Below are 20,343 nucleotides of genomic sequence, written 5' to 3' on the forward strand. Positions count from 1 at the left end.
CCCACCCGACATACCATCACTCGGGCAGGCGACCAAATACCGGGTTGTTTTTACCGGTCGACCTTATGCCTCGCCGCATACAAGCACAGCATTTCCATCGCCAGGGTCGCTGCCGCCAGTGAGGTGATGTCGGCGCTGTCATAGGCCGGTGCCACTTCCACCACGTCCATGCCCACCAGGTTGATCCCGCGCAAACCACCGAGAATCTCCAGCGCCTGCACCGTGCTCAAGCCGCCACACACTGGCGTCCCGGTACCCGGAGCGAAGGCCGGGTCGAGGCAGTCGATGTCGAACGTCAGGTACACCGGGTGATCGCCGACCCGTGCGCGGATGGCTTCGACCATCGCGTCCACGCCACGCCGATGCACTTGTCGTGCATCCAGCACTTCAAAGCCCTGGTGATCGTCGTTGGTGGTGCGTAAACCGATCTGCACCGAACGCGAAGGATCGACCAGGCCCTCCTTGGCGGCATGCCAGAACATGGTGCCATGGTCGATGCGCTTGCCCTCTTCGTCCGGCCAGGTGTCGCTATGGGCATCGAAGTGAATCAGTGACAGCGCACCGTACTGGCGGGCATGGGCCTTGAGCAGCGGGTAGGTAATGAAATGATCGCCGCCGAAGGTCAGCATCGCACTGCCGGCATTGAGGATGTGTTCGGCGTGGGCTTCGATGCATTCCGGCGTCGACTGCGGCGATCCGTAATCGAAGTCGCAATCGCCAAAGTCAACGACCGCCAGATGATCGAACGGGTCAAACGTCCACGGCCAGTGGCGTTCCCAGGCAATTCCGGTGGATGCGGCGCGGATGCCCCGTGGTCCGAAGCGTGCACCGGGACGGTTACTGGTGGCCGTGTCGAACGGCACACCGCTGACGGCGACGTCGACACCGCGTAAATCGCGACTGTAGCGACGGCGCATGAAACTGGTGATACCGGCGTAGGTACTTTCGGCGGCAGTGCCGTAAAGGCTGCCACGGGTGATGGCTTGGTCGTTCTGCGCTGGGACGTCCATTGAAGGTTCCTTGTTATTGGCGGCTACGGAAAGCGGTCCACACGCGAGTGCGCTGGCGCATGTCCTTGAGGCTCATGCTGCGGTCGGCGTACAGGCGGTCACGAATGTCGGCGGGCGGATAGATGTCCGGATCGGTGGGCACGGCCTCATCCACCAGCGGCGTGGCCGCCTGGTTGGCCGTGGCGAAGAACAGTGTGTTGGTCAGTGCGGCGACGGACTCTGGGCGAAGCATGAACTCGATGAATTGGCGAGCGGCTTCGGGGTGTGGCGCATCCTTGGGGATCGCCAGATTGTCTTGCCAGACCAGGGTGCCTTCCTTCGGAATCCGGTAGGCGATTTCGTACGGTTTGTTGGCCTTGCGCGCCTGATCCGCGGCCATGCTCGCATCGCCGTTGTAAGCCAGTGCCAGGCAAATGCTGCCGTTGGCCAGATCGTTGATCTGCCGCCCGCTGGCGACATAAAGCACCGAGGGCTGCAATTGACGCAGCAACGCCTGCGCCGCATCCAAATCGTTCTTGTCGGTGCTGTAAGGGTCTTTGCCCAGATAGTGCAAGGCCAGGCCGATCACTTCCTGCGGCGAATCGATGATCGCAACGCCACAGTCCTTGAGCTGGCTGGCGTATTCCGGTTTGAAGAGCAAATCCAGGCTGTTGAGCGGCACGTTCGGCAGGCGCTTGCGCACCGCTTCGACATTCATCCCCAGCCCCAGGGTGCCCCAGGTGTAGGGCACGCCATATTGATTGCCGGGATCGACCGCGGCGAGCTTCTCCAGCAGGTCCGGATCAAGATTCGCGTAGCCCTTGAGGCCTTCGTGGGGAATCGCTTTCAGTGCGCCCGCTGCCAGGCCACGCGCGAGTACGCTGGACGACGGCACGACCACGTCATAGCCGCTGCCACCGGTGAGCAACTTGGTCTCGAGCACTTCCGGTGCATCGAAGGTGTCGTAGCGCACATGAATGCCGGTTTCCTGCTCGAAACGTTGCAGGGTTTCCGGGGCAACGTAATCGGCCCAGCTGTAGAGATTGACGACTTTGTCTTCAGCCTGGGCCGAGGCGGCCACGGCCAGGAGCAACGCGGGTAAACACAGCTTGAACTTGGGAGCCATGACGAACACCTGACAAGAGGAAGTGACGGCAGGATGCGTCGTCGGATACATTGGTGAAATATCAAGTTTGTTAACCTGACATTATCCAGGAGTAATGTTTGATGCTCGGTCAACTCCACGATCTGGACCTGCACCTGTTGCGCCTGTTCGTCAGCGTGGTGGAATGTGGTGGCTTCAGTGCGGCCCAGGGTGAACTGGGTTTGAGTCAGTCCAGCATCAGCCAGCAAATGGCCAAACTGGAAACTCGACTCGGCTATCGTCTGTGCAGTCGTGGCAAGGGCGGATTCAGGATCACCCCCAAGGGCGAACAATTGCTCTCGGCCACCAAGGCTTTGTTCGAATCCATCGAAGCGTTCCGCCATCAATCCAACGGCGTGGCCGGAAGATTGATCGGAGAGGTGCACCTGGGCCTGTCCGAAGCCCTGGATCAATCGGTACTGCAACACGTGGCCGGCGCGATCCGGCGTTTCCGTGAGCGAGACGAATCGGTGCGCATCGAGTTGATCAGCGCGATGCCCGGCGAAATGGAGCGCTTGTTGCTGCAACAGCGTCTGGACCTGGCCATCGGCTATTTCTCCCAGGCACAGAGCGCTTTCGATTACCGCCAATTGTTCAGCGAAACCCAGCACCTGTATTGCGCCCCCGGTCATCCGCTATTCGACAACGACGCGCCGGACGATCAGGCATTGCAGGCCTGCGACCGGGTCGATCACCCCTACCGCTTCCTGCGCAGCGACGAGCCGTTCCAGGGCAAAGTGTGTTCGGCGCGCTCGGAGCAGGTCGAAGGCACCCTCGCCTTCATTCTGTCCGGCAAGCACGTCGGCTACCTGCCCAGCCACTTCGCCCGAAGCTGGGAAGACAAAGGCTTGCTGCGGGTCGTGCGCCGTGAAGGCATGAGCTTCGATGTAGCGTTCCATTTGGCCCGCCATCGCGCCCAGATCCCGGGGGATGCGCAGAAGGCGTTTGAAGAGGATTTGCTTGCGGCGTTTGCCTGAACAGCGAATCCCTCTGTAGGAGCGAGCTTGCTCGCGATGGTTTTCAGAACACCGCGGGGTGCCTGACTTCCCGCGTTTTCGTTGACGTCCATCGCGAGCAAGGCTCGCTCCTACAGGTTGGCCGAGGTTTCGGGCGCTCTGCTCGCCACAAAATGGTCTTTCTGGCATCCTGCGCCTCCATTTTCTGACCCGGGTCGCCTTCTGGCCCGCACAAGCCCCATGACCGTCTCTGAAAAACCCCCTGCCCCGCGTCACAACGACCTGATCTATGGCCTCAACGATCGCCCGCATCTGACCGCCACCGTCTTCGCCGCCCTGCAACATGTGCTCGCCAGTTTCGTCGGCATCATCACCCCGACGCTGATCATGGGCAGCGCCCTGGGCCTGCACAGCGAAATCCCTTACCTGATCAGCATGGCCCTGTTTGTCTCGGGCCTGGGCACCTTCGTTCAGGCGCGGCGTTTCGGTCCGGTGGGTTCCGGCTTGCTGTGCCTGCAAGGCACCAGTTTTTCGTTCATCAGCGTCATTCTCAGCGCCGGTTTCATGGTCAAGGCCCGGGGCGGCGGCACCGATGAAATCCTCTCGACGATTTTCGGCGTGTGCTTTTTCGCCGCCTTCATCGAGGTGGTGTTGAGCCAGTTCATCGGCAAATTGCGCATGCTGATCACCCCGGTGGTCACCGGCACGATCATCACGCTCATGGGGCTGTCGCTGATCAAGGTCGCCATGACCGACATCGCCGGCGGATTCGGCGCCAGCGACCTGGGTGCTGCCAGCCACCTGGGCCTGGCCGGGCTGGTGCTGGGGACGATCGTGGCGCTGAACCGGGTCGATGTGCCGTTCCTGCGTCTGGGCGCCATTGTCATCGGCCTGACCCTGGGTTACGGGGTTGCCTGGCTGATGGGCCATGTCGACTTCGCCAGCCTGCCCGCCGTGCCGCTGATGAGCGTGCCGGTGCCGTTCAAATACGGGTTTTCCTTCGATTGGGTGGCGTTCGTGCCGGTGGCCGTGATTTTCCTGGTGTCGCCACTGGAAGCGGCCGGTGACTTGACGGCCAACTCGATGATTTCCCGGCAGCCGGTCAAAGGCCCGGTGTACATCCGCCGAATCAAGTCAGGGTTGCTGGCCGACGGCCTCAATTCGGCCATGGCCGCGGTGTTCAACAGCATGCCGATGGTGACCTTCGCGCAGAACAACGGCGTCATTCAGCTCACGGGCGTGGCCAGCCGTTACGTGGCATTTTTCATTGCCGGCCTGTTGGTGCTGCTGGGGTTGTTCCCGATGATTGGCGCGGTACTGCAATTGATGCCCAAACCGGTGCTCGGCGGCGCTGAGCTGGTGATGTTCGGCACCGTCGCGGTGGCCGGGATCAAGATCCTCGCCGAAGCGGGACTGCATCGGCGCAACATGCTGATCGTGGCGATTTCCCTGGGCATGGGCCTGGGCGTGGCGGCAGTGCCAGAAGTCCTGCGTGAACTGCCCTTGGCCCTGCACAACATTTTTGAATCGCCCATCACCGTCGGTGCGCTGTGCGCTATCGTTTTGAATATCTTCCTGCCTGAAGAATTCATCGAGCTGGAAGAGGACGAGTTCGACCCCGAGGCCTCGGTCCTGCAAGTGATGCAGAACCCCGAAATGCCGGCCCAGGGTGAACCCGTAACGCCTGCGGGTGTCGCACAGTTGAACCGCTAGATTGCGCTCAAGGGCTGAGCCATGGGTGGTTCAGTCCTTTTCTCGTCGAGAGCACCTCAATGCGCAGTGTCCACGCAGTCCTCGTTTCCCTCTTGCTGCTCTGCCTGAGCGCCTGTACCTCGTTCCCCAACAGCGATCCGTTGAATGTCAATATCGTCGGTATTGAGCCGCTGCAAAGCCAGGACATGGAAGTCCGGTTCGCCGTGAAAATTCGCGTGCAGAACCCCAATGACACCAACATCAACTACAACGGCGTGGCACTGGACCTGGAAATCAACGGTCAGCCCTTTGCCTCCGGTGTCAGCGATCAGTCCGGTTCAATTTCACGTTATTCCGAAACCGTGTTGACCGTGCCGGTCAGCGTGTCGGCCTTCTCGGTGTTGCGCCAGACCATTGGGTTGAGCCAAATGCAATCCCTGAACAATCTGCCCTACGTGCTGCGCGGCAAGTTGGCCGGAGGCCTGTTCGGTACCACACGCTTCGTGGACAGTGGCAAACTCAGCCTGCCAGGGCCGATGACCGGCAGCCGCTAAGTATGATTTCAAGGAGCGATAAAGAACATGGAACCCACCCCCACGCTTTACACCGAGCGTCTGATCCTGCGCCCGCTGGAACTGGCCGATGCCGAAGCCATCCAGCAACAATTCCCGCACTGGGAAGTGGTGCGTTACCTGAACGTCTTGGTGCCATGGCCCTATCCCTGCGATGGAGCGCTCACGTACTTGCGAGACAATGCCCTGCCTGCGATCGCCCGTGGCGAGGAATGGCATTGGTCGATCCGCTTAAAGTCGGCACCCGGGCAATTGATCGGCAATATCAGCCTGATGAATGAACAGGACAACAACCGCGGATTCTGGCTTGGCCCGCAATGGCAAGGTCAGGGTTTAATGGCCGAAGCGAGTGAGGCGGTCACCCGATATTGGTTTGAAACCCTGGATCGTGACGTGTTGCGCGTGCCCAAAGCGGCGCCGAACATTGGCTCACGCAAACTTTCCGAGCGTACCGGCATGCGCCTGATCCACACCGAGGAAGGCGACTTTGTGGGGGGAAGATTTCCGAAAGAAGTCTGGGAAATCACCCGCGAAGAGTGGTTCCAGCAGCGCTGACTCATCATTTCAAAAGGGAAGAACGCCGACACTTGGAAACCACAAATCAACTGCAGGAGCGAGCTTGCTCGCGATAGCGTTGGAACAGCCAACAAATGTGCTGGATGTGCCTCCGTGATCGCGAGCAGTCTCGCTCCTTCAGGCGTCATGCGCTGAACTTCACGCCGGGCCTGGCCCGTTCATCCACCGTCAACTCGAACACATCCGGGCGTGCATAGTGGCCCACTACGTCATAGTCGTAACGGGCGCGGATCAAATCATCGGTGTCGATTTCAGCCGTGAGCAAGCCTGGTCCGTCACGTAACGGCCCGGCCAGAACGTCGCCCATGGGCCCGACGATCACACTGCCGCCGGCAATCAGCGGCCGCTGCGCCGGCCAATTGGCCACTTCCACGCCCAGGGCTTGCGGCGAATCCTGGACCTGACAAGCGCTGACCACAAAACAGCGGCCCTCATGGGCGATATGGCGCATGCTGACCTGCCACATCTCCCGCTCATCCACGGTCGGCGCGCACCACACTTCGATGCCTTTGGCGTACATCGCGGTGCGCAGCAGCGGCATCATGTTTTCCCAGCACACCACCGCCCCAATCCGCCCGACCTGGCTGTCGATCACTGGCAGGGTCGAACCGTCGCCCTTGCCCCAGATCAGGCGCTCGGTGCCGGTGGGCATCAGTTTGCGGTGCTTGGCGACCAGCCCTGCCTGCGGGTCGAAATACAGCGCGGTGCAATACAAGGTGCTGCCGGCACGCTCGACCACGCCGATGACCAGATTGGCGTTGGTACGCGCCGACAATCCGGCCAGCGCGTCCGTTTCCGCGCCGGGTACATCAATGGCGTTGGCGAAATAGCGGGCGAACGCTTCGCGGCCCTCAGGCAATCGGTAGCCCAATTGCGTGCCAAAGCCCTCACCTTTCGGATAACCGCCCAGCAAGGCTTCTGGCATCACCACCAGCGCGGCAGTGGATTCGATGATTGCGTTTTCATACGACAGGATCTGCTCCAGGGTCTCGGCTTTGCCGCCGGGCAAGGCGCCGATCTGCAGGGCAGCAACGATTGATTTGGGCATCGCGGTCACTCCATTCACATCAGGTGTTGCTCATTCTCCAGCCTGACGCAATCATGAATAAAGCCCCATTCACTGCTGAATGATATGAACCAAATGAATATCACCGATATCGACCTCAATTTGCTCAAAGTCTTCGAAGCCTTGCATGAAGAGGCCAGCGCCAGCCGCGCCGCCCTACGCCTGGGCGTGACGCAATCGGCAGTCAGCGCCGCATTGCGGCGGTTGCGCGAGGTGTATGGCGATCAGTTGTTCGTGCGCACCGGCCGCGGCCTTGCCCCTACGCTGGCGGCCAATCAGTTGAAGCCGGTGGTCAGCGACGCGCTCAACAAATGCCGACAAAGCCTGGCGATGCTTGACCCCACCGCCAACCATTACGACGGGCGCTCGGTGACGGTGGGCATGTCCGACGATTTCGAGATTGCCTACGGTCGCCGCTTGATCGAAGAAATTGCTCGCCGCGCGCCAAAGTTACGCCTGATCTTTCGCCAGACCCACAGCCAGATCGTCGCGCAAGCCTTGATGGAACGCAGCATTGACCTGGCGATTACCGCCGGCGGTTTTGCCGAACGTCTGCTCAGTCGCCAAGTGCTGGGCGAGGGACATTACGCGTGTCTGGTTGATCCGCTCAGCCTGGCCGAGGGACAGCAGCACATCAGTCTTGAGGCGTTTGTGGCCCGCGAACACATTCTGGTGTCATCGGGTGGATTTATCGGGATCACCGACGAAGGCTTGGCGGCGGTCGGCTTGAGCCGGCGGGTCTGCGCTTCGACCACGCATTTTGCGGCGTTGCCGCACCTGCTCAAGGGCAGTCAGGCGGTGGCGACCATTCCGGCCCACGCCGCGCGGAGCATTGCGGCGCTAACCGGGTTGGCGCTGCTGCCCTGCCCTTTGATATTGCCCCGTTACCCGATCGAGCTGGGCTGGCGTACCAGCACCCGGCTCGATCCGGTGGTGTTGAAAGTGCGTGAAGCGATCGTAGCCAGTTTTGCCTAAGCGTTACTTGTTGGCTGCCATCAGGCGATTGACTTCGCTGCGCACCATGTTCGAAAACTCCGGCGGCGACATGCCGTCCAGCTCGGCACGGACCCACTCGGCCCATTTGCCTTTGCGCTTGGCACGTTCGCCAAACAGCCGTGCGGCCTCGCCCTTGGCTTTGCCCAGGTTGGTTTGCCAGAGTTCGAACAGACGGGATTTCTCATCTTCAAGCGCAGCGCGCTCGGCAAGGGGTTTGTCGGCCAGATTGAAGCTCATGGGAATTTCCTGCTGCGTAAAATAGGCAACATCTTACACTGTAGGACGAAACGTCCTGCGCTGGATTTTCTTCCGGATTGAATCTGAGCGAAAAATCGCTGCAACTTTTTCAATCGCGGCGCACTCCATTGTTCATTGTCCACTTACCTGCAAGGAGTCCTTCAATGGCCCGGAAAACCGCCGCACAAGCCGCCGAAGATCAAATCAAGGATCAAGCATTCAGCGAACTTTCAGCCCTGATCGAAGAATCGGAAAAATTGCTCAAAAGCAGCGCCTCACTGGTCGGTGAGGAAGCCGAGACGCTACGCGGGCAGATTGCCCAGAAACTCCAGCAGGCCCGGGATTCAGTGACCAGCGTGCGTGATCGGGCGAAACCTGCGGTCGACGCCACCGAGACCTACATCGGCGGCCATCCATGGCAAACCGTTGCGGTTTCTGCCGGGTTTGGCCTAGTGGTCGGGTTGTTGCTGGCACGCCGCTGAACACACGTAAATCCAACGCCCTGTGGGAGCTTGCTCCCACAGGTGTGGTGGTGTTCACACGTTCATCAAATTCCAGCCAACTCCCGCAAATTCGCCAACGTCTGGTCATCCAGGGCAATGCCCGCCGTTGCGGATTTCGCGCGTTGATGATGACGCCGATCACCCGGCAAGCGCTTAAGACCCACACCGTGCATCTGCCGTACCAGCTCCTGGCTGCGCTCGGCGAAGCTCTGCCCCGCGGCCTTGGATGGATCGATCACGATCAGCAATTGTCCGGTCCATGGGGTCTTGGCGCCCGGATGGTTTTTCCAGTCGAACTCGAAGGAGAAATTGCCTCCGGTCAACGCCGCCGCCAGCAACTCCACCATCATCGACAGCGCCGAGCCCTTGTGGCCGCCGAACGGTAACAATGCCCCACCTTCCAGGATCGCTTTCGGGTCCTGGGTCGGCTGACCGAGACTGTCCACGCCCATGCCGGGAGGCAAACGCTCACCCTTGCGCGCGGCAATCTGAACGTCGCCATGGGCAATGGCACTGGTCGCCAAGTCAAAGACAATCGGATCACCGTCGGCCCGCGGCGCGGCGAAGGCAATCGGATTGGTGCCAAACAGCGGCCGGTCGGCACCATGCGGCACCACGCAAGTCATGCTGTTGACCACGCTGAGCGCCACCAGCCCTTCATAGGCAAACGGCTCGACGTCCGGCCACAGAGCCGCGAAATGATGGGAATTGCGGATCGCCAGGACCGCGATGCCGGCACTGCGGGCCTTTTCCACCAGCAGGGCCCGTGCGGCGGCGAGGGCCGGTTGCGCAAACCCGTTGCCGGCGTCGACCCGGACAAACCCCGAAGCCACATCCTCGACCACCGGAACGGCCTGACCGTTGACCCAACCGCTTTGCAGCGTCGAGACGTATCCCGGAATCCGGAACACCCCGTGACTGTGCGCCCCGTCGCGTTCGGCGCCGGCGCAGTTTGCAGCAAGCACCCGGGCAACTTCGGCCGAGGTGCCATGACGCTGGAATATCTTCTCAAGCAAGGCTGTCAGTTCGTCGAAGGACAGGTTTTGCGAGACAACAGTAGACACTTGATCGTGTGGCGCAGACATCTGAAGCTCCAGACTAATTATTGGAGGGGGCAACAGCGTAGGTAGACCGCCGATTAACAACTCGGGGCGAGCAACCTGTCAACTTTTAGATGGGGCCGATGCATTAAAGGGGCGTTATCGAGGTGTCACAAACTCAAGTCCGGCAGGCAGTAACTATCTACCACCTTTGTCCGTTCAACGTTTTTTAGGCTTGAGACTCTATCAACAGGCGCACTCATCGGCGCCGCGCATGAGACTCGACGATGCCAACTTCCCCCACTCCGCTTTTTTTCCCCGAGGCCCTGCAGTCCCCTGGACTCTGGAACGACCTGGGCAAAGTCCACCGGCTTTCACGCAAGGAATTCGAATGGCTCGGCCACGTGGAACTGGCCAGCCAGGCACTGCGCAGTCAACAAACGCCGCCCATGCTCGCGCACAGCATCCTGATCCACGCGGAGGGGTCCGGGTACACGCCCCTGATCGGCAGTTTTGTCTTGAGCCTGACGCCGGATGACAACGGTTTGATTCTGTACAACCCGTACGATGGCATCAGGAAGTTCGACAGCCTCGACACGCTTAAAAGCCAACTTGAACAGCGCCTCAACAGTGCCGCCGAGGACAGTCGGTTGCTGGCGCTGCTGTCGTTGGCAGATCGCAAAGCCCTGAGCGCCCGTGACAAGCTTCAGGTGACATTCCAGGTCATCGAGGGCGACGTGTTCGAGCAACAGCGCACCACCATTGCGCACCAACAACAACTCAATGATCAGGCCATGCTCGACGAACTGCTCATGTTGCCGACCCTGGCCTCGTTGCTCAATACGGTGCTTGATGAGTTGCTGCAGTCGGCGTTTCCGGGCCTGGATCAAAGCCGGACCCGGGTCAATTTCTACGCCGAGGCAGCGCCGGAAAACCCTGGCCAGGAACCGGTTCGACGCTGGCGCAGCTCGCTCTCTCTGAGTGACGCAGTATTGCGTTATTACCGCCATCAACGCTGGCCCAGCGGCGAATTTCATGAGTTTGCCCATCCGGACAGGACTTCGGCCAGCACTGACCAGCAACATTGGGAAAGCGCTGTAAATGCAGCGTCAAGCAAACTAAATGACCTGCTTGCCAGGCTTCTGGAGTGGTATTGGGGCGCTGCCGCGGTAGATGGCGGATCGCGCCGCAGGTTTTTCAGTCGCGCGATCCGTGAGCAGGCACGCGCTGAGTTACTGCTCAAACGCGAGGCCGGGATCATCAGCCCGGAACAGTTCCAGGCCTTGCACGGCATGATTGAGCCAACGGAAACCACGGTCAGACGCCCGACACTGGTGACCGTGCGCCTGTGGGAACACCCGGCGCATTATGTCGAACTGGCGGGCTCGTTGATGATCAGCCATGCCAATGCCTACCTCTACACCCCGACTCAGGGGCTCCAGGTCTTGAAGGACTACCTGGACCTCAAGGCCACGTTGCTGAGCAAATTCAGCGCGACCGGTCACGAGGACGAACTCTATGGTCTGCTCACGCTGGAGGAGCGCAACCGCTTCCTCGGCTTCCACAAACCGCAGGTCTCCGGGGAGGTGATTAACGGTTCGATATTCAACACCCTGTTCGAAGCGATCATCAGCAAACAACTGCAAAACATGGAATACGCCCTGCAGGTCTACCGTCACAGTGATGGCAACGTGGATATCCACGCGCTGTTCGACAAGGCACTGGATATACGCTCGATGCTCAGTGAGCGCTTGCTGACGCTCGACGCCCATGGGCGCTGGAGTACCCGGCCAGTGTTGGCGGGCAAGCAACAGCACTCAATCGTGCGGGCAGACACCGCCGCCCAGCACATCAAAACCTTCAATGATGTTGAAGCGCTGATCCGCGCCGACTTCGCCGCTCAACCGCTTACTTCGTTGGCGCTGCAACGGGTCTATCTGGCGGACATGAAGCCCCGACTGGCCCACGCCCTTTCCGTCGGGATACGCGGGGAAGCCAACCTGCGCGTACTGCAAGCCACCCTGCGAGGCGTCGAACAAGCGATAGTCGATACCGTGCTCAACCCGGATCAACCGGACCGTAAGAGTCGCCACGCACTCAATGGTTTTCGGCCTGATGCTTACTCATTGGTCCTTGCGTGCTCCGGCCAGCATGACGTGCTGCCGCTGCCCAACTGCGTCGTGCTCACCGAGCGTGGTGGGCTCGATAACCAACACTCGGGCCGGGCCATTCTGTGGACGCCGGCGGCAGGGCTGGAAGTCTTCGCTTCAGTCGATAGCGTAAAACAGGCATTGACCCTGCGCCTGCTCGACCCCCGCAAGCGCCTGGCCCTGCTGGAAAACCTCACGGTCGCCCAGCGTTCAGTCCATGGCCGTTATTCGCTCAATTCCCTGCGATTGATCGAGGGCAGCGTCCTGCAGCACCTCTCGCAAACGGCCATTGATCACTTTCTGTCGGCCTGCGAGCACATACGCACGCAGGACCTGAGCGAAGACAAAAAACGCAAAGCCCTGAAGAACCTTGCGAGCACCGTCATCGACACCAATTTGCAGCGGGCCACGCTGATCGCCAAGAATCTCTCCCTGCAGCAGACCTTGCCGGCCTGGCTCGGCAAGGCACCATTGGAAGAGCAGCAATTGCATCTGGAGCTGCTGGAGCAATATCGCAACAGCGTCACTGAGGATAAAGACTACCTGCACGGGATCCAGACCCTCTCGTCCTACGTGCATGCCCGTCTGAAAGCCTTGCTCGCCAGCCGGTTCCCCCAATCGCCGCTGGACCCTGACGAAATCAAAATCACCCCCAACCTGGCCCTGGCCGGGCCGTCTCGCCCCCTGACCGAGTTTGCCCTGAACCACATCAACATCGCTCAAGGCACCGGATTCAAGCTTGCCTCAGCGACCAGCCAGCCCCTGCCAGACCGTCTCGACCAGGCCGCCATCCAGCAACTTCTTCAGTCACTGGACCTCCAGCGCGACTACGCCCGGTTGGTGAGCGACACATTGACCGGCGCCGATGCAGACAGCCGAAAGCTGCGTTTTATCCAACAGCTGCCGTGGCAGCTGTTGCAACACGCCCATGCCTTGAAACTGCAGCAGCGCTTGTCTGCCGGTGCCTTCGACTTGATCGCTCAAGTCGTGGACATGCCAGACGCAATCGCCCGGGCGGCCGTGCAAGGGGCGCACGCCATCGTCCGGCCGCTGGAGCTGATCAAGACGCCGGGGGCTGACGCCGTGAAAGCCCTGGGCCTTTACCTGATCGGTCCCGGCGCCGGAAAGCCGGGGCCACATGTCCTGTATGCGCCTTACCACCCCACGACGGCTTTCAGCGAGTTCGAGAACGAAGCCGGCGTTGTCGCTGCGTTCAATCAACCGGGCCCCCTGCAGGATCTGTTGATTCGCCGTTTGCCGGAAACTCAGCGCACGGTGTTCAGCAACCTGTTCAAGTCCACCGTCGGACAACGGAGCGAAATCACCCTCGCCTCGTCCCCCCTGACCGGCAACTTCCTCAGCCAGATGTACGGCGACAACATCAACCTGTTGTCACGGATGCTCGGCAGCCAGTCCGAGATCAGCGGCCAATCGGACTGGGAGGCGATAAAGAACCTGTTCAGCACTGGCGTCAAACTGATCATTGGCCTGTTGCCGGGCAAACTCGCCTGCGTGACGTTTCTGTGGCAAAGCTTCAAAGACTTCGAGGCCTCCGCCGAAGCACTGCAGGACCATCATTGGCAAAGAGCGTTACAGGCCTTCATTGCCGGTACCGTACAAATGGTTTCCCTGGGGCGGCTATCACTGGAAACTTCAGCCCTTACCGAACAGGCGACCACCGAAACGGCACCGGTGATCCCTCCGGTGACCGACCCGCAATGGACAGACACCCGGCCAACGGCGACGTCGCGTACGTCATTGCAGGCCTTCGAAGCCCCCACCGTGGCCTTGCAGCATTTCACCAAGAGTGAGGACGATGGCACCTACTTCGATCCGATCAGTAAAAACAGCTACGCGGCCATTGCCGGCAAGGTGTACCGCGTTGCCAAACCGGCCGCAGTCTGGCAGATACTGAACGATCAACAGAGCGGCCCGTCGCTGCGGCAATCGCCGACACGGCAACTGGTGGTCGACCCGGACCTGCATACCGTGCACTACGGCAAAGCCCTGTCGAAAATGCACAATCGATACGCGACCAACCATGAGGTCAGGCGGGTATTGAACATCGAAGCGCGGGGCATGGAAGACATACGTACCCACCATCCCGAAAAGGCCCGGATGATCGTGCAGGCCATCGATATGGCACGCTATTACGCCTTCAACAGCCTGCATAATCTGGCGCACCTCAGGCGCTTGATCCCCGGCACTCGACTGGATACGTTCCTCAAACATTTCTTTGATGTTCGCAGCGTCGATCACGGTCTGCTCGACAAAATCAAACAGAGCATCGTCCCCATTTGCACGGCGCTGGTGGATCCCGAAGAAGATTTGCTGAACAGCGAACGTTTTATCGTAGGCTCGAACAAGTACCAACACGCCAACCTGATCGCTTTCGTCGTGGAGCAGGATGCGCGGAAAAACGTGCATTTCACTGAAAGATTCTTCGATCAGCAACTGGACTGGTACAAGTCCTGTTTGACCGAGCCCTTCAATGTCGACGAACACAGTCAGGCCGCCACGCTGATCCATGAGTTCGCGCATTTGTTTTCAAACGCCCTGGATATTGCGACGCTGGAGGCGAGACGGCCGTTCAGCGACCTGGTGTCGCCCATCACCCAATATGGGAGTGCGCTCAAGCAGATTCAGGAGGTTTTTCAGCGAGAAGCGCTATCGCTCGGGACGCCCCGGGAAGAACTGTTCGCCCGCTGGAATAACGACGATCAGGCATGGGACGACCTGGATGAAATTCCCGGCTTGAATCACGTGGGCAAGGCCATCCTCAAAATCGCCGGCACCCGGACAATGGAAGCGGCGCGCGAAGCCTTTCTCGACCCACACAACCCGGACAAGAGGATTGACATCATCTTGCGCAATGCCGATTCGATCGCATTCCTGATTTGCGAGATGGGCCGACAGCTGGACCCGTTGCCCGACACATCGGCCTCACAAGCCTGACCGACACGAACATGCGCAGCTTCGGGGGCTGCGCATCGGTTTTCCCCAGTAATGATGGCCCGATTCAATGCCGTTTAATCCCTGTTGGATAGTCTGAATCCGGTCACGCACGGCGCACCCATTCAGGGACGAAGCAAACGACAAAATTGCGTGCGCTGGCAGGAGATGCTGTGGGGCTCACAGGTTGCTGACGCAATGACGACGAAATTTCTACATTAGAGGCCTCATGATTTGCGTGGCTCATACGTCCAGTCAGGTACGAGCGCACAACTTTTTTCCTGATGAGGCTCGCAACAGGAGTTTTGCCATGTACAACTCGCAATTGCCATCGGACGGTAGCGATGCGCCAATCGGCAACGCCCTCGGAAGCGATGCCTTCGACCCGCCAGCCGAGCGCCATGGCAATGAGCGGATTCGGGTGCTGCTCAAGAGTTTCGGCCTGCGCACCAGTCTGATCCGCCTGAAAGTCATCGACGCCTTGCTGACGGCCGCCAAACACGACCGCAGCCTGGGCGTGCGTGGCGTGCACACTCAATTGCTGGAGCTGGATATACCACTGTCCTTCCTGAGTGTGCGCGAAGTGCTCAAACGCCTGTGCAGTGAAGGCGTGCTAGTCCTCAATCCGGACAAAAGCTACAGCCTGCACCCGAAGGCCGCCGCTGTCCTGCACCAGGCTTGAACAAACCCTGAACCGTTCGCTCAGGGCTTGACCTTGCGACGCATCACCCCATTGATGACTACCACGATCACCGCCACGCCAATGGCGATGTACTGGAACAGCTTTTCGCTGATGACCCCAACGTTCTGCAGATACGAAAGGCCAAACATGATTCCCAGTACCACCAGGGAGATCAGAATCGAGTATTTCAAACGTTGCGACTGGGTCATTGCCATTTCCTGAATGTAAGCCTGAACCTGAAGAATGTATCCGCTTTGTATCCGATCGCATGCCAAGTCCCTACCGATTTTCGGGGATGAGAGGCGGCGAACGGGGTCTCATGTTACAGCCGATGAAGAGTTTTAGCTTCATCGCGGCGATAACCATGAGGATTTACAAATGTTGCGTCGAATCACCCTGTTGATTCCCCTGCTGGCTCTCTTGTCCCTGAGTGGCTGCATCGTGTTCCCCCGCGGTGGCTGGCACCATGACCATTACTACAACGACCATGGCGGACCGGGTTACTACCAGCATCGATAACGTCCGTTATTCATCAGGCAGCCGAACATTCAATCAGCGAACTGACAAACCGTATTCTTAGTGGAGTCTTGATCAGGACAAACAATGGCCTGGCCCGTTCGATCGCCTGAACGGGCCAGCACTAGTGTCCCGAGGGCTTAATTCATTAGCTTATTTTTCATCGCGCTCAGCTTTGCCATATGTACTGAACTGATGATGGCCTCTGCCGTTTTGTTCCATTTGAACGGCTTTGCCGAATGCTCGTTGTGGGCAGTGATGAATTGGCGGATCGCAGCTTTCAGATCAGTGACGCTGGTGAAGACGCCTCGATACAGCGCCCGTCTCTCTAACTGCGAAAACCAGCCTTCTACGGCGTTCAGCCAAGACGCGCTGGTCGGTGTGAAATGCAGCTTGAAGCGGGGATGCTTTTCCAGCCAGGCCTTGATCGCAGCGGTTTTGTGGGTCGAACTGTTGTCCAGAATCACATGGAGATCCAGGTCAGCAGGCGTGTTGCTATCAATCTGGCGGAGAAAATCCAGGAATTCCTTGGCCCGGTGCCGCTGAGTGATCCGGCCCATCACTTCACCCGTCAGGATGTCGAACGCCGCGTACAAACTCGCCGTGCCATGGCGCTTATAATCATGGGTTCTCCGCTCAATCTGCCCAGGCCGAAGTTGCAGCATTGGCTGAGTACGATCCAGTGCCTGGATCTGGGTTTTCTCGTCAACCGAAAGCACCATGGCGTTATCTGGAGGGCTCAGATAGAGCCCGACCACATCAATGACTTTTTCGGCGAAGTGCGGGTCATTGCTGATCTTGAAGGTCTTCAGGCGGTGCGGCTTGAGATCGGAGGCAGCCCAGATTTGTCGAACCTGCCAAGTGGTAACGCGCGCGTATTTGGCCATCAACCGAACGCTCCAATGCGTTGCTTCCTTGGGAACCCGCTGCGTTGTCAGCGTCAGGATTTCTTTGACCTTTTCAGCACCCAGCTTCAAAGGCTGACCGCTACGCGGCAGGTCGCTCAAGCCCTCAATCCCCGACTCCAGATAGCGTTTTCGCCATTTGAATACCGTCGGAGAGGTGATCTGTAACTGAGCACAGATGGTCAGGGGTGTTACACCCTCAGCGAGCAAAAGGAGTATCCGCGCCCGCTGACCGAGGCTTTGCTCCAAAGTACCCATGCGCAACCAACCTTGAAGAGTGATGACGTCGGCGGGTTGCAGTGCGAAAGGAGCAACTGGTCGAGGCATGCGTGGAACCGTCTGGAAGCGAGGGGCACACAGTATATCTTTATGCGTTAACAAGCGAACTAACCGCTCACGACACTAGTTGTATCAGGCTTTCGCTTGGACGTTCTTGCCGGGACGGATCGCCGGCCCACCGCTCTCGCCGTAAGTTTTCAGGTTCTGCAACACGTAGATGGCTTTTTTAAACTCGGGAATCAAGAAATTGGCGTACTTGTTGCCCTTCACGTTATTGGTCTGAATGTTATCCAGTTGAAGAGCAAAATACTCAAGTGCATTGAATTTGGCTTCCGGATCCGTCGCAATACCGAACCGGTCGATCTTGTCCCCCGCATTCGTCAGTGTCAGTGCCGTCACGTCGCTGATCAAGCCACGCTCGCGCAAGAAAGAACTGAGGTTGCCGAGGGACTTGACGGAGACATTCGCCGGGTCGAACCCCGTTAGTTGCTTACGCAGTTTCATTTGATCCATCTTCACGGTGTCCAGCGCCACCGGATTGGTGCCCACCAGATTCAACATCTGACGGACCTTGTCGCTTTGCGCGACGGGTTTTGATCGGCTGTTGGTATCTCGCACCAACAATCCCGCCTTGGGGGTCCAGGCGCCTGTATATCCGATGGTCATGTTGGAAGTCCTCGTGAGGCAACCATAAAAACTCCTTGTTCAAACCAGTTAAGTGGGCGCGAATATCGGCTGCGGCACAGGCACAATCAACATCTGATTCGAGCTTTTTACAATTCCAGTACAATTCAGATACAAATCCCCACACAGCTTGTTTTGTTGCCTTACAGAAACTTCCTACATATGAACAAAATAAGTCATTCAAATTTTTGTACGTCTTGGTTAGTTTGTTTTTTATGAATTGGCGTACCCGCAATCCGGGGCGTACCTGACAGCTTTGTAATGAGCGTCTCATCGGGCTGTCAGCCTGGATCTGCGAAGATGGGGTCAAGCGACTTTGTATTAATTAGAAACAATCCTTGAATGTCGGGCAGGAAATTCTGGTCAGAATGCCTTCCTTTGCCCGCACCACGAGACCTTCCCCACATGCAAACCCATCTGCGTCTGGCCGCTCTGAGCGCCCTGTTGATTTCCTCCCTGGCCCAGGCCACCGAGCTGATTCCGATCGAGGTTCATCGCGACGCCAACTGCGGTTGCTGCAAAAAATGGATCAGCCATCTGCAAGCCAACGGCTTCAAGGTCGAGGACCATGTCGAAGCCAACATGAGCGAGTTCAAGCAACAGCACGGCGTGCCACCGCGTCTGGCGTCATGCCATACCGGCTTGATCAACGGCAAATTCGTCGAAGGCCACGTGCCGGCCGACCAGGTATTGGCCCTGAGCAAGCGTGACGATCTGCTGGGCGTTGCCGCACCCGGCATGCCCATGGGCTCGCCGGGCATGGAGATGGATGGCATGAGCGATGCGTATCAAGTGATCGGCCTGAAAAAGGACGGCACCGATGTGGTGGTGGCGGACTACCCGGCCCATTGATGTACGGCGCTTACCTCGGGCTGTTCCTGGCAGCTTTCGGTGCCGCAACGCTGTTACCCCTGCAATCCGAAGCGGTCCTGGTGGGGCTGATGCTCAGCGATCGGTATTGGCTGTGGTTGCTACTGGCGGTGGCGACCCTGGGCAATGTCCTCGGCTCCCTGCTGAACTGGTGGCTGGGACGGGCCATCGAGCGCTTCCGTGACCGGCGCTGGTTTCCGGTCAGCCCCCGGCACCTGGAACGCGCCCGTCATCGTTACCAACGTTACGGTCATTGGTCACTGTTGCTGAGCTGGCTGCCGGTGATCGGCGACCCGCTGACCCTGGTGGCCGGTGTCATGCGTGAGCCACTGGGGCGTTTCCTGCTGATCGTGACGCTGGCCAAGGGCGCCCGTTATGGGGTGCTGGCGCTGATCACCCTGGGCTGGATGGGTTGAACCAACCGCTGCGGCGATTGCCTGTTTAATGTCGCCCTAATCAAGCCGATCCAGCATCGACGGATTTCCCGTGGAGCTTCCCATGTCCCCCACCCTCTCCCGCTGGTTGCCCGGTTTGCTGCTGACCGCTGCGCTGCCGGTCATCGCTCATGCCGAGAGCCCGGCCTATGGCCCTGAGCTGCAAGGTTTCGAGTACCCCTACACAGTCAAACACTTCGCCTTCGAGTCCCAGGGCCAAACCCTGCAAATGGGCTACATGGACGTCGCTGCCCATGGCAAGGCCAATGGCCGCAGCGTCGTGCTGATGCACGGCAAGAATTTCTGCGGTGCGACCTGGGACACCTCGATCAAAGCCCTGAGCGACGCTGGTTATCGGGTCATTGCCCCCGACCAGATCGGTTTCTGTACCTCCAGCAAGCCCGAGCACTATCAGTACAGTTTCCAGCAACTGGCCAGTAACACCCAGCAATTGCTCAAGGCCCTTGGCATCCAGAAGGCCAGCCTCCTCGGCCACTCGACCGGCGGCATGCTCGCTACCCGCTACGCGCTGCAATACCCCGAACAGGTCGAGCAACTGGCATTGGTCAACCCTATTGGCCTGGAAGACTGGAAAGCCCTGGGCGTTCCATGGCGCTCCGTTGACCAGTGGTACGAGCGCGAGCTCAAGCTCAGCGCCGACGGTATCCGCACCTATGAACGCAACACCTATTACGCCGGGCGCTGGAAGCCCGAGTTCGACCGCTGGGTGGACATGCTGGCCGGCCTGAACAAAGGCCCGGGGCATACGCAGGTCGCGTGGAATTCGGCCTTGATCTACGACATGATCTTCAGCCAACCGGTGTATTACGAATTCCAGAACCTGAAGATGCCTACCCTGCTGCTGATCGGCACGTCCGACACGACCGCCATCGGCAGCGACATCGCGCCAGCCGAGGTCAAGGCGAAAATCGGCCATTACGATGTGCTCGGCAAACAAGTGGCACAGCGGATTGCCCATTCGACATTGATCGAGTTCCCTGGCCTGGGCCACGCGCCGCAGATGGAAGAACCGGAAAAATTCCACCAGGCATTGCTCGCCTGGCTGAGCAAAACCAACCCCGTGCATTGATGAGGTAAGG

General features: G+C 59.2%; 20 protein-coding genes. 12 read left to right on the forward strand and 8 right to left on the reverse strand.

Annotated features, from left to right (window positions below; genetic code table 11):
- Positions 1–50: 50 nt before the first annotated feature.
- Together speB and ACGJAX_RS22700 are read right to left on the reverse strand one after the other, a co-directional pair.
- Entirely contained in the window at positions 51–1,010 is a 960-nt protein-coding gene (speB, locus tag ACGJAX_RS22695; protein WP_390956241.1) for an agmatinase, read from the reverse strand.
- Positions 1,011–1,023: 13 nt separating this feature from the next.
- Positions 1,024–2,115, reverse strand: a complete 1,092-nt coding sequence (locus tag ACGJAX_RS22700) for an extracellular solute-binding protein (protein WP_390956242.1) — start codon at positions 2,113–2,115, stop codon at positions 1,024–1,026.
- Positions 2,116–2,216: 101 nt separating this feature from the next.
- Between ACGJAX_RS22700 and ACGJAX_RS22705 the strand changes: the two genes are divergently transcribed.
- From ACGJAX_RS22705 to ACGJAX_RS22720, 4 genes are all read left to right on the forward strand, one after another.
- Complete coding sequence (locus ACGJAX_RS22705; protein WP_390956243.1) at positions 2,217–3,110, forward strand: LysR substrate-binding domain-containing protein; 894 nt, start codon at positions 2,217–2,219, stop codon at positions 3,108–3,110.
- Between the two features lie 219 nt (positions 3,111–3,329).
- On the forward strand, positions 3,330–4,802 hold the full coding sequence (locus ACGJAX_RS22710; RefSeq protein WP_390956244.1) for a solute carrier family 23 protein: 1,473 nt from the start codon (positions 3,330–3,332) through the stop codon (positions 4,800–4,802).
- Between the two features lie 59 nt (positions 4,803–4,861).
- Positions 4,862–5,335, forward strand: a complete 474-nt coding sequence (locus tag ACGJAX_RS22715) for an LEA type 2 family protein (RefSeq protein ID WP_247255829.1) — start codon at positions 4,862–4,864, stop codon at positions 5,333–5,335.
- Between the two features lie 27 nt (positions 5,336–5,362).
- Complete coding sequence (locus tag ACGJAX_RS22720; protein ID WP_390956245.1) at positions 5,363–5,908, forward strand: GNAT family N-acetyltransferase; 546 nt, start codon at positions 5,363–5,365, stop codon at positions 5,906–5,908.
- Positions 5,909–6,053: 145 nt separating this feature from the next.
- Here ACGJAX_RS22720 and ACGJAX_RS22725 read toward each other — a convergent pair whose 3' ends face one another.
- Positions 6,054–6,977 (reverse strand): nitrilase-related carbon-nitrogen hydrolase, encoded by a 924-nt coding sequence (locus tag ACGJAX_RS22725; RefSeq protein WP_390956246.1) that lies wholly within the window; start codon positions 6,975–6,977, stop codon positions 6,054–6,056.
- A gap of 84 nt (positions 6,978–7,061) precedes the next feature.
- On the opposite strand from ACGJAX_RS22725, the gene ACGJAX_RS22730 reads away from it, so the two are divergent.
- A complete protein-coding gene (locus tag ACGJAX_RS22730; protein ID WP_390956247.1) occupies positions 7,062–7,970 on the forward strand; it encodes a LysR substrate-binding domain-containing protein in 909 nt (302 codons plus the stop codon).
- A gap of 3 nt (positions 7,971–7,973) precedes the next feature.
- Here ACGJAX_RS22730 and ACGJAX_RS22735 read toward each other — a convergent pair whose 3' ends face one another.
- On the reverse strand, positions 7,974–8,228 hold the full coding sequence (locus tag ACGJAX_RS22735) for a hypothetical protein (protein WP_047528516.1): 255 nt from the start codon (positions 8,226–8,228) through the stop codon (positions 7,974–7,976).
- A 164-nt stretch (positions 8,229–8,392) separates the two neighbouring features.
- Between ACGJAX_RS22735 and ACGJAX_RS22740 the strand changes: the two genes are divergently transcribed.
- Positions 8,393–8,710 carry a YqjD family protein gene (locus ACGJAX_RS22740; RefSeq protein ID WP_090321126.1) on the forward strand — a complete coding sequence of 106 codons (318 nt, stop codon included), beginning with the start codon at positions 8,393–8,395 and terminating at the stop codon, positions 8,708–8,710.
- A 65-nt stretch (positions 8,711–8,775) separates the two neighbouring features.
- On the opposite strand, the gene ACGJAX_RS22745 is transcribed toward ACGJAX_RS22740, so the two are convergent.
- Positions 8,776–9,816, reverse strand: coding sequence for an Ldh family oxidoreductase (locus tag ACGJAX_RS22745; RefSeq protein ID WP_090321123.1), 1,041 nt, complete (start codon positions 9,814–9,816; stop codon positions 8,776–8,778).
- Positions 9,817–10,058: 242 nt separating this feature from the next.
- On the opposite strand from ACGJAX_RS22745, the gene ACGJAX_RS22750 reads away from it, so the two are divergent.
- Positions 10,059–14,876 carry a dermonecrotic toxin domain-containing protein gene (locus tag ACGJAX_RS22750; protein WP_390956248.1) on the forward strand — a complete coding sequence of 1,606 codons (4,818 nt, stop codon included), beginning with the start codon at positions 10,059–10,061 and terminating at the stop codon, positions 14,874–14,876.
- Between the two features lie 307 nt (positions 14,877–15,183).
- Positions 15,184–15,555: a fe2+ zn2+ uptake regulation protein gene (locus ACGJAX_RS22755; RefSeq protein ID WP_390956249.1), complete on the forward strand. Its 372-nt coding sequence runs from the start codon at positions 15,184–15,186 to the stop codon at positions 15,553–15,555.
- Positions 15,556–15,575: 20 nt separating this feature from the next.
- On the opposite strand, the gene ACGJAX_RS22760 is transcribed toward ACGJAX_RS22755, so the two are convergent.
- Positions 15,576–15,764 carry a hypothetical protein gene (locus ACGJAX_RS22760; RefSeq protein WP_090321117.1) on the reverse strand — a complete coding sequence of 63 codons (189 nt, stop codon included), beginning with the start codon at positions 15,762–15,764 and terminating at the stop codon, positions 15,576–15,578.
- A gap of 169 nt (positions 15,765–15,933) precedes the next feature.
- Here ACGJAX_RS22760 and ACGJAX_RS22765 point away from each other — a divergent pair, with 169 nt between their 5' ends.
- Positions 15,934–16,074 carry a hypothetical protein gene (locus tag ACGJAX_RS22765; RefSeq protein ID WP_162842372.1) on the forward strand — a complete coding sequence of 47 codons (141 nt, stop codon included), beginning with the start codon at positions 15,934–15,936 and terminating at the stop codon, positions 16,072–16,074.
- A 137-nt stretch (positions 16,075–16,211) separates the two neighbouring features.
- On the opposite strand, the gene ACGJAX_RS22770 is transcribed toward ACGJAX_RS22765, so the two are convergent.
- Entirely contained in the window at positions 16,212–17,303 is a 1,092-nt protein-coding gene (locus tag ACGJAX_RS22770; protein ID WP_390956250.1) for an IS630 family transposase, read from the reverse strand.
- An 84-nt stretch (positions 17,304–17,387) separates the two neighbouring features.
- The gene (locus ACGJAX_RS22775; protein ID WP_390956251.1) at positions 17,388–17,921 is read right to left on the reverse strand and encodes a hypothetical protein; all 534 of its coding nucleotides are present in this window, start codon (positions 17,919–17,921) and stop codon (positions 17,388–17,390) included.
- A gap of 423 nt (positions 17,922–18,344) precedes the next feature.
- Here ACGJAX_RS22775 and ACGJAX_RS22780 point away from each other — a divergent pair, with 423 nt between their 5' ends.
- The 3 genes from ACGJAX_RS22780 to ACGJAX_RS22790 all read left to right on the forward strand — a co-directional run bounded on the left by ACGJAX_RS22780 (position 18,345) and on the right by ACGJAX_RS22790 (position 20,333).
- Entirely contained in the window at positions 18,345–18,791 is a 447-nt protein-coding gene (locus tag ACGJAX_RS22780; RefSeq protein WP_390956252.1) for a DUF411 domain-containing protein, read from the forward strand.
- Positions 18,791–19,225, forward strand: a complete 435-nt coding sequence (locus tag ACGJAX_RS22785) for a YqaA family protein (RefSeq protein ID WP_247255819.1) — start codon at positions 18,791–18,793, stop codon at positions 19,223–19,225. The genes ACGJAX_RS22780 and ACGJAX_RS22785 overlap by 1 nt, the downstream gene beginning before the upstream one ends.
- 82 nt (positions 19,226–19,307) lie before the next feature.
- Positions 19,308–20,333: an alpha/beta fold hydrolase gene (locus ACGJAX_RS22790; RefSeq protein WP_390956253.1), complete on the forward strand. Its 1,026-nt coding sequence runs from the start codon at positions 19,308–19,310 to the stop codon at positions 20,331–20,333.
- The last annotated feature ends 10 nt before the right edge of the window (positions 20,334–20,343 follow it).

It is taken from the genome of Pseudomonas moorei (assembly GCF_042846945.1).
Lineage (GTDB): Bacteria > Pseudomonadota > Gammaproteobacteria > Pseudomonadales > Pseudomonadaceae > Aquipseudomonas > Aquipseudomonas moorei.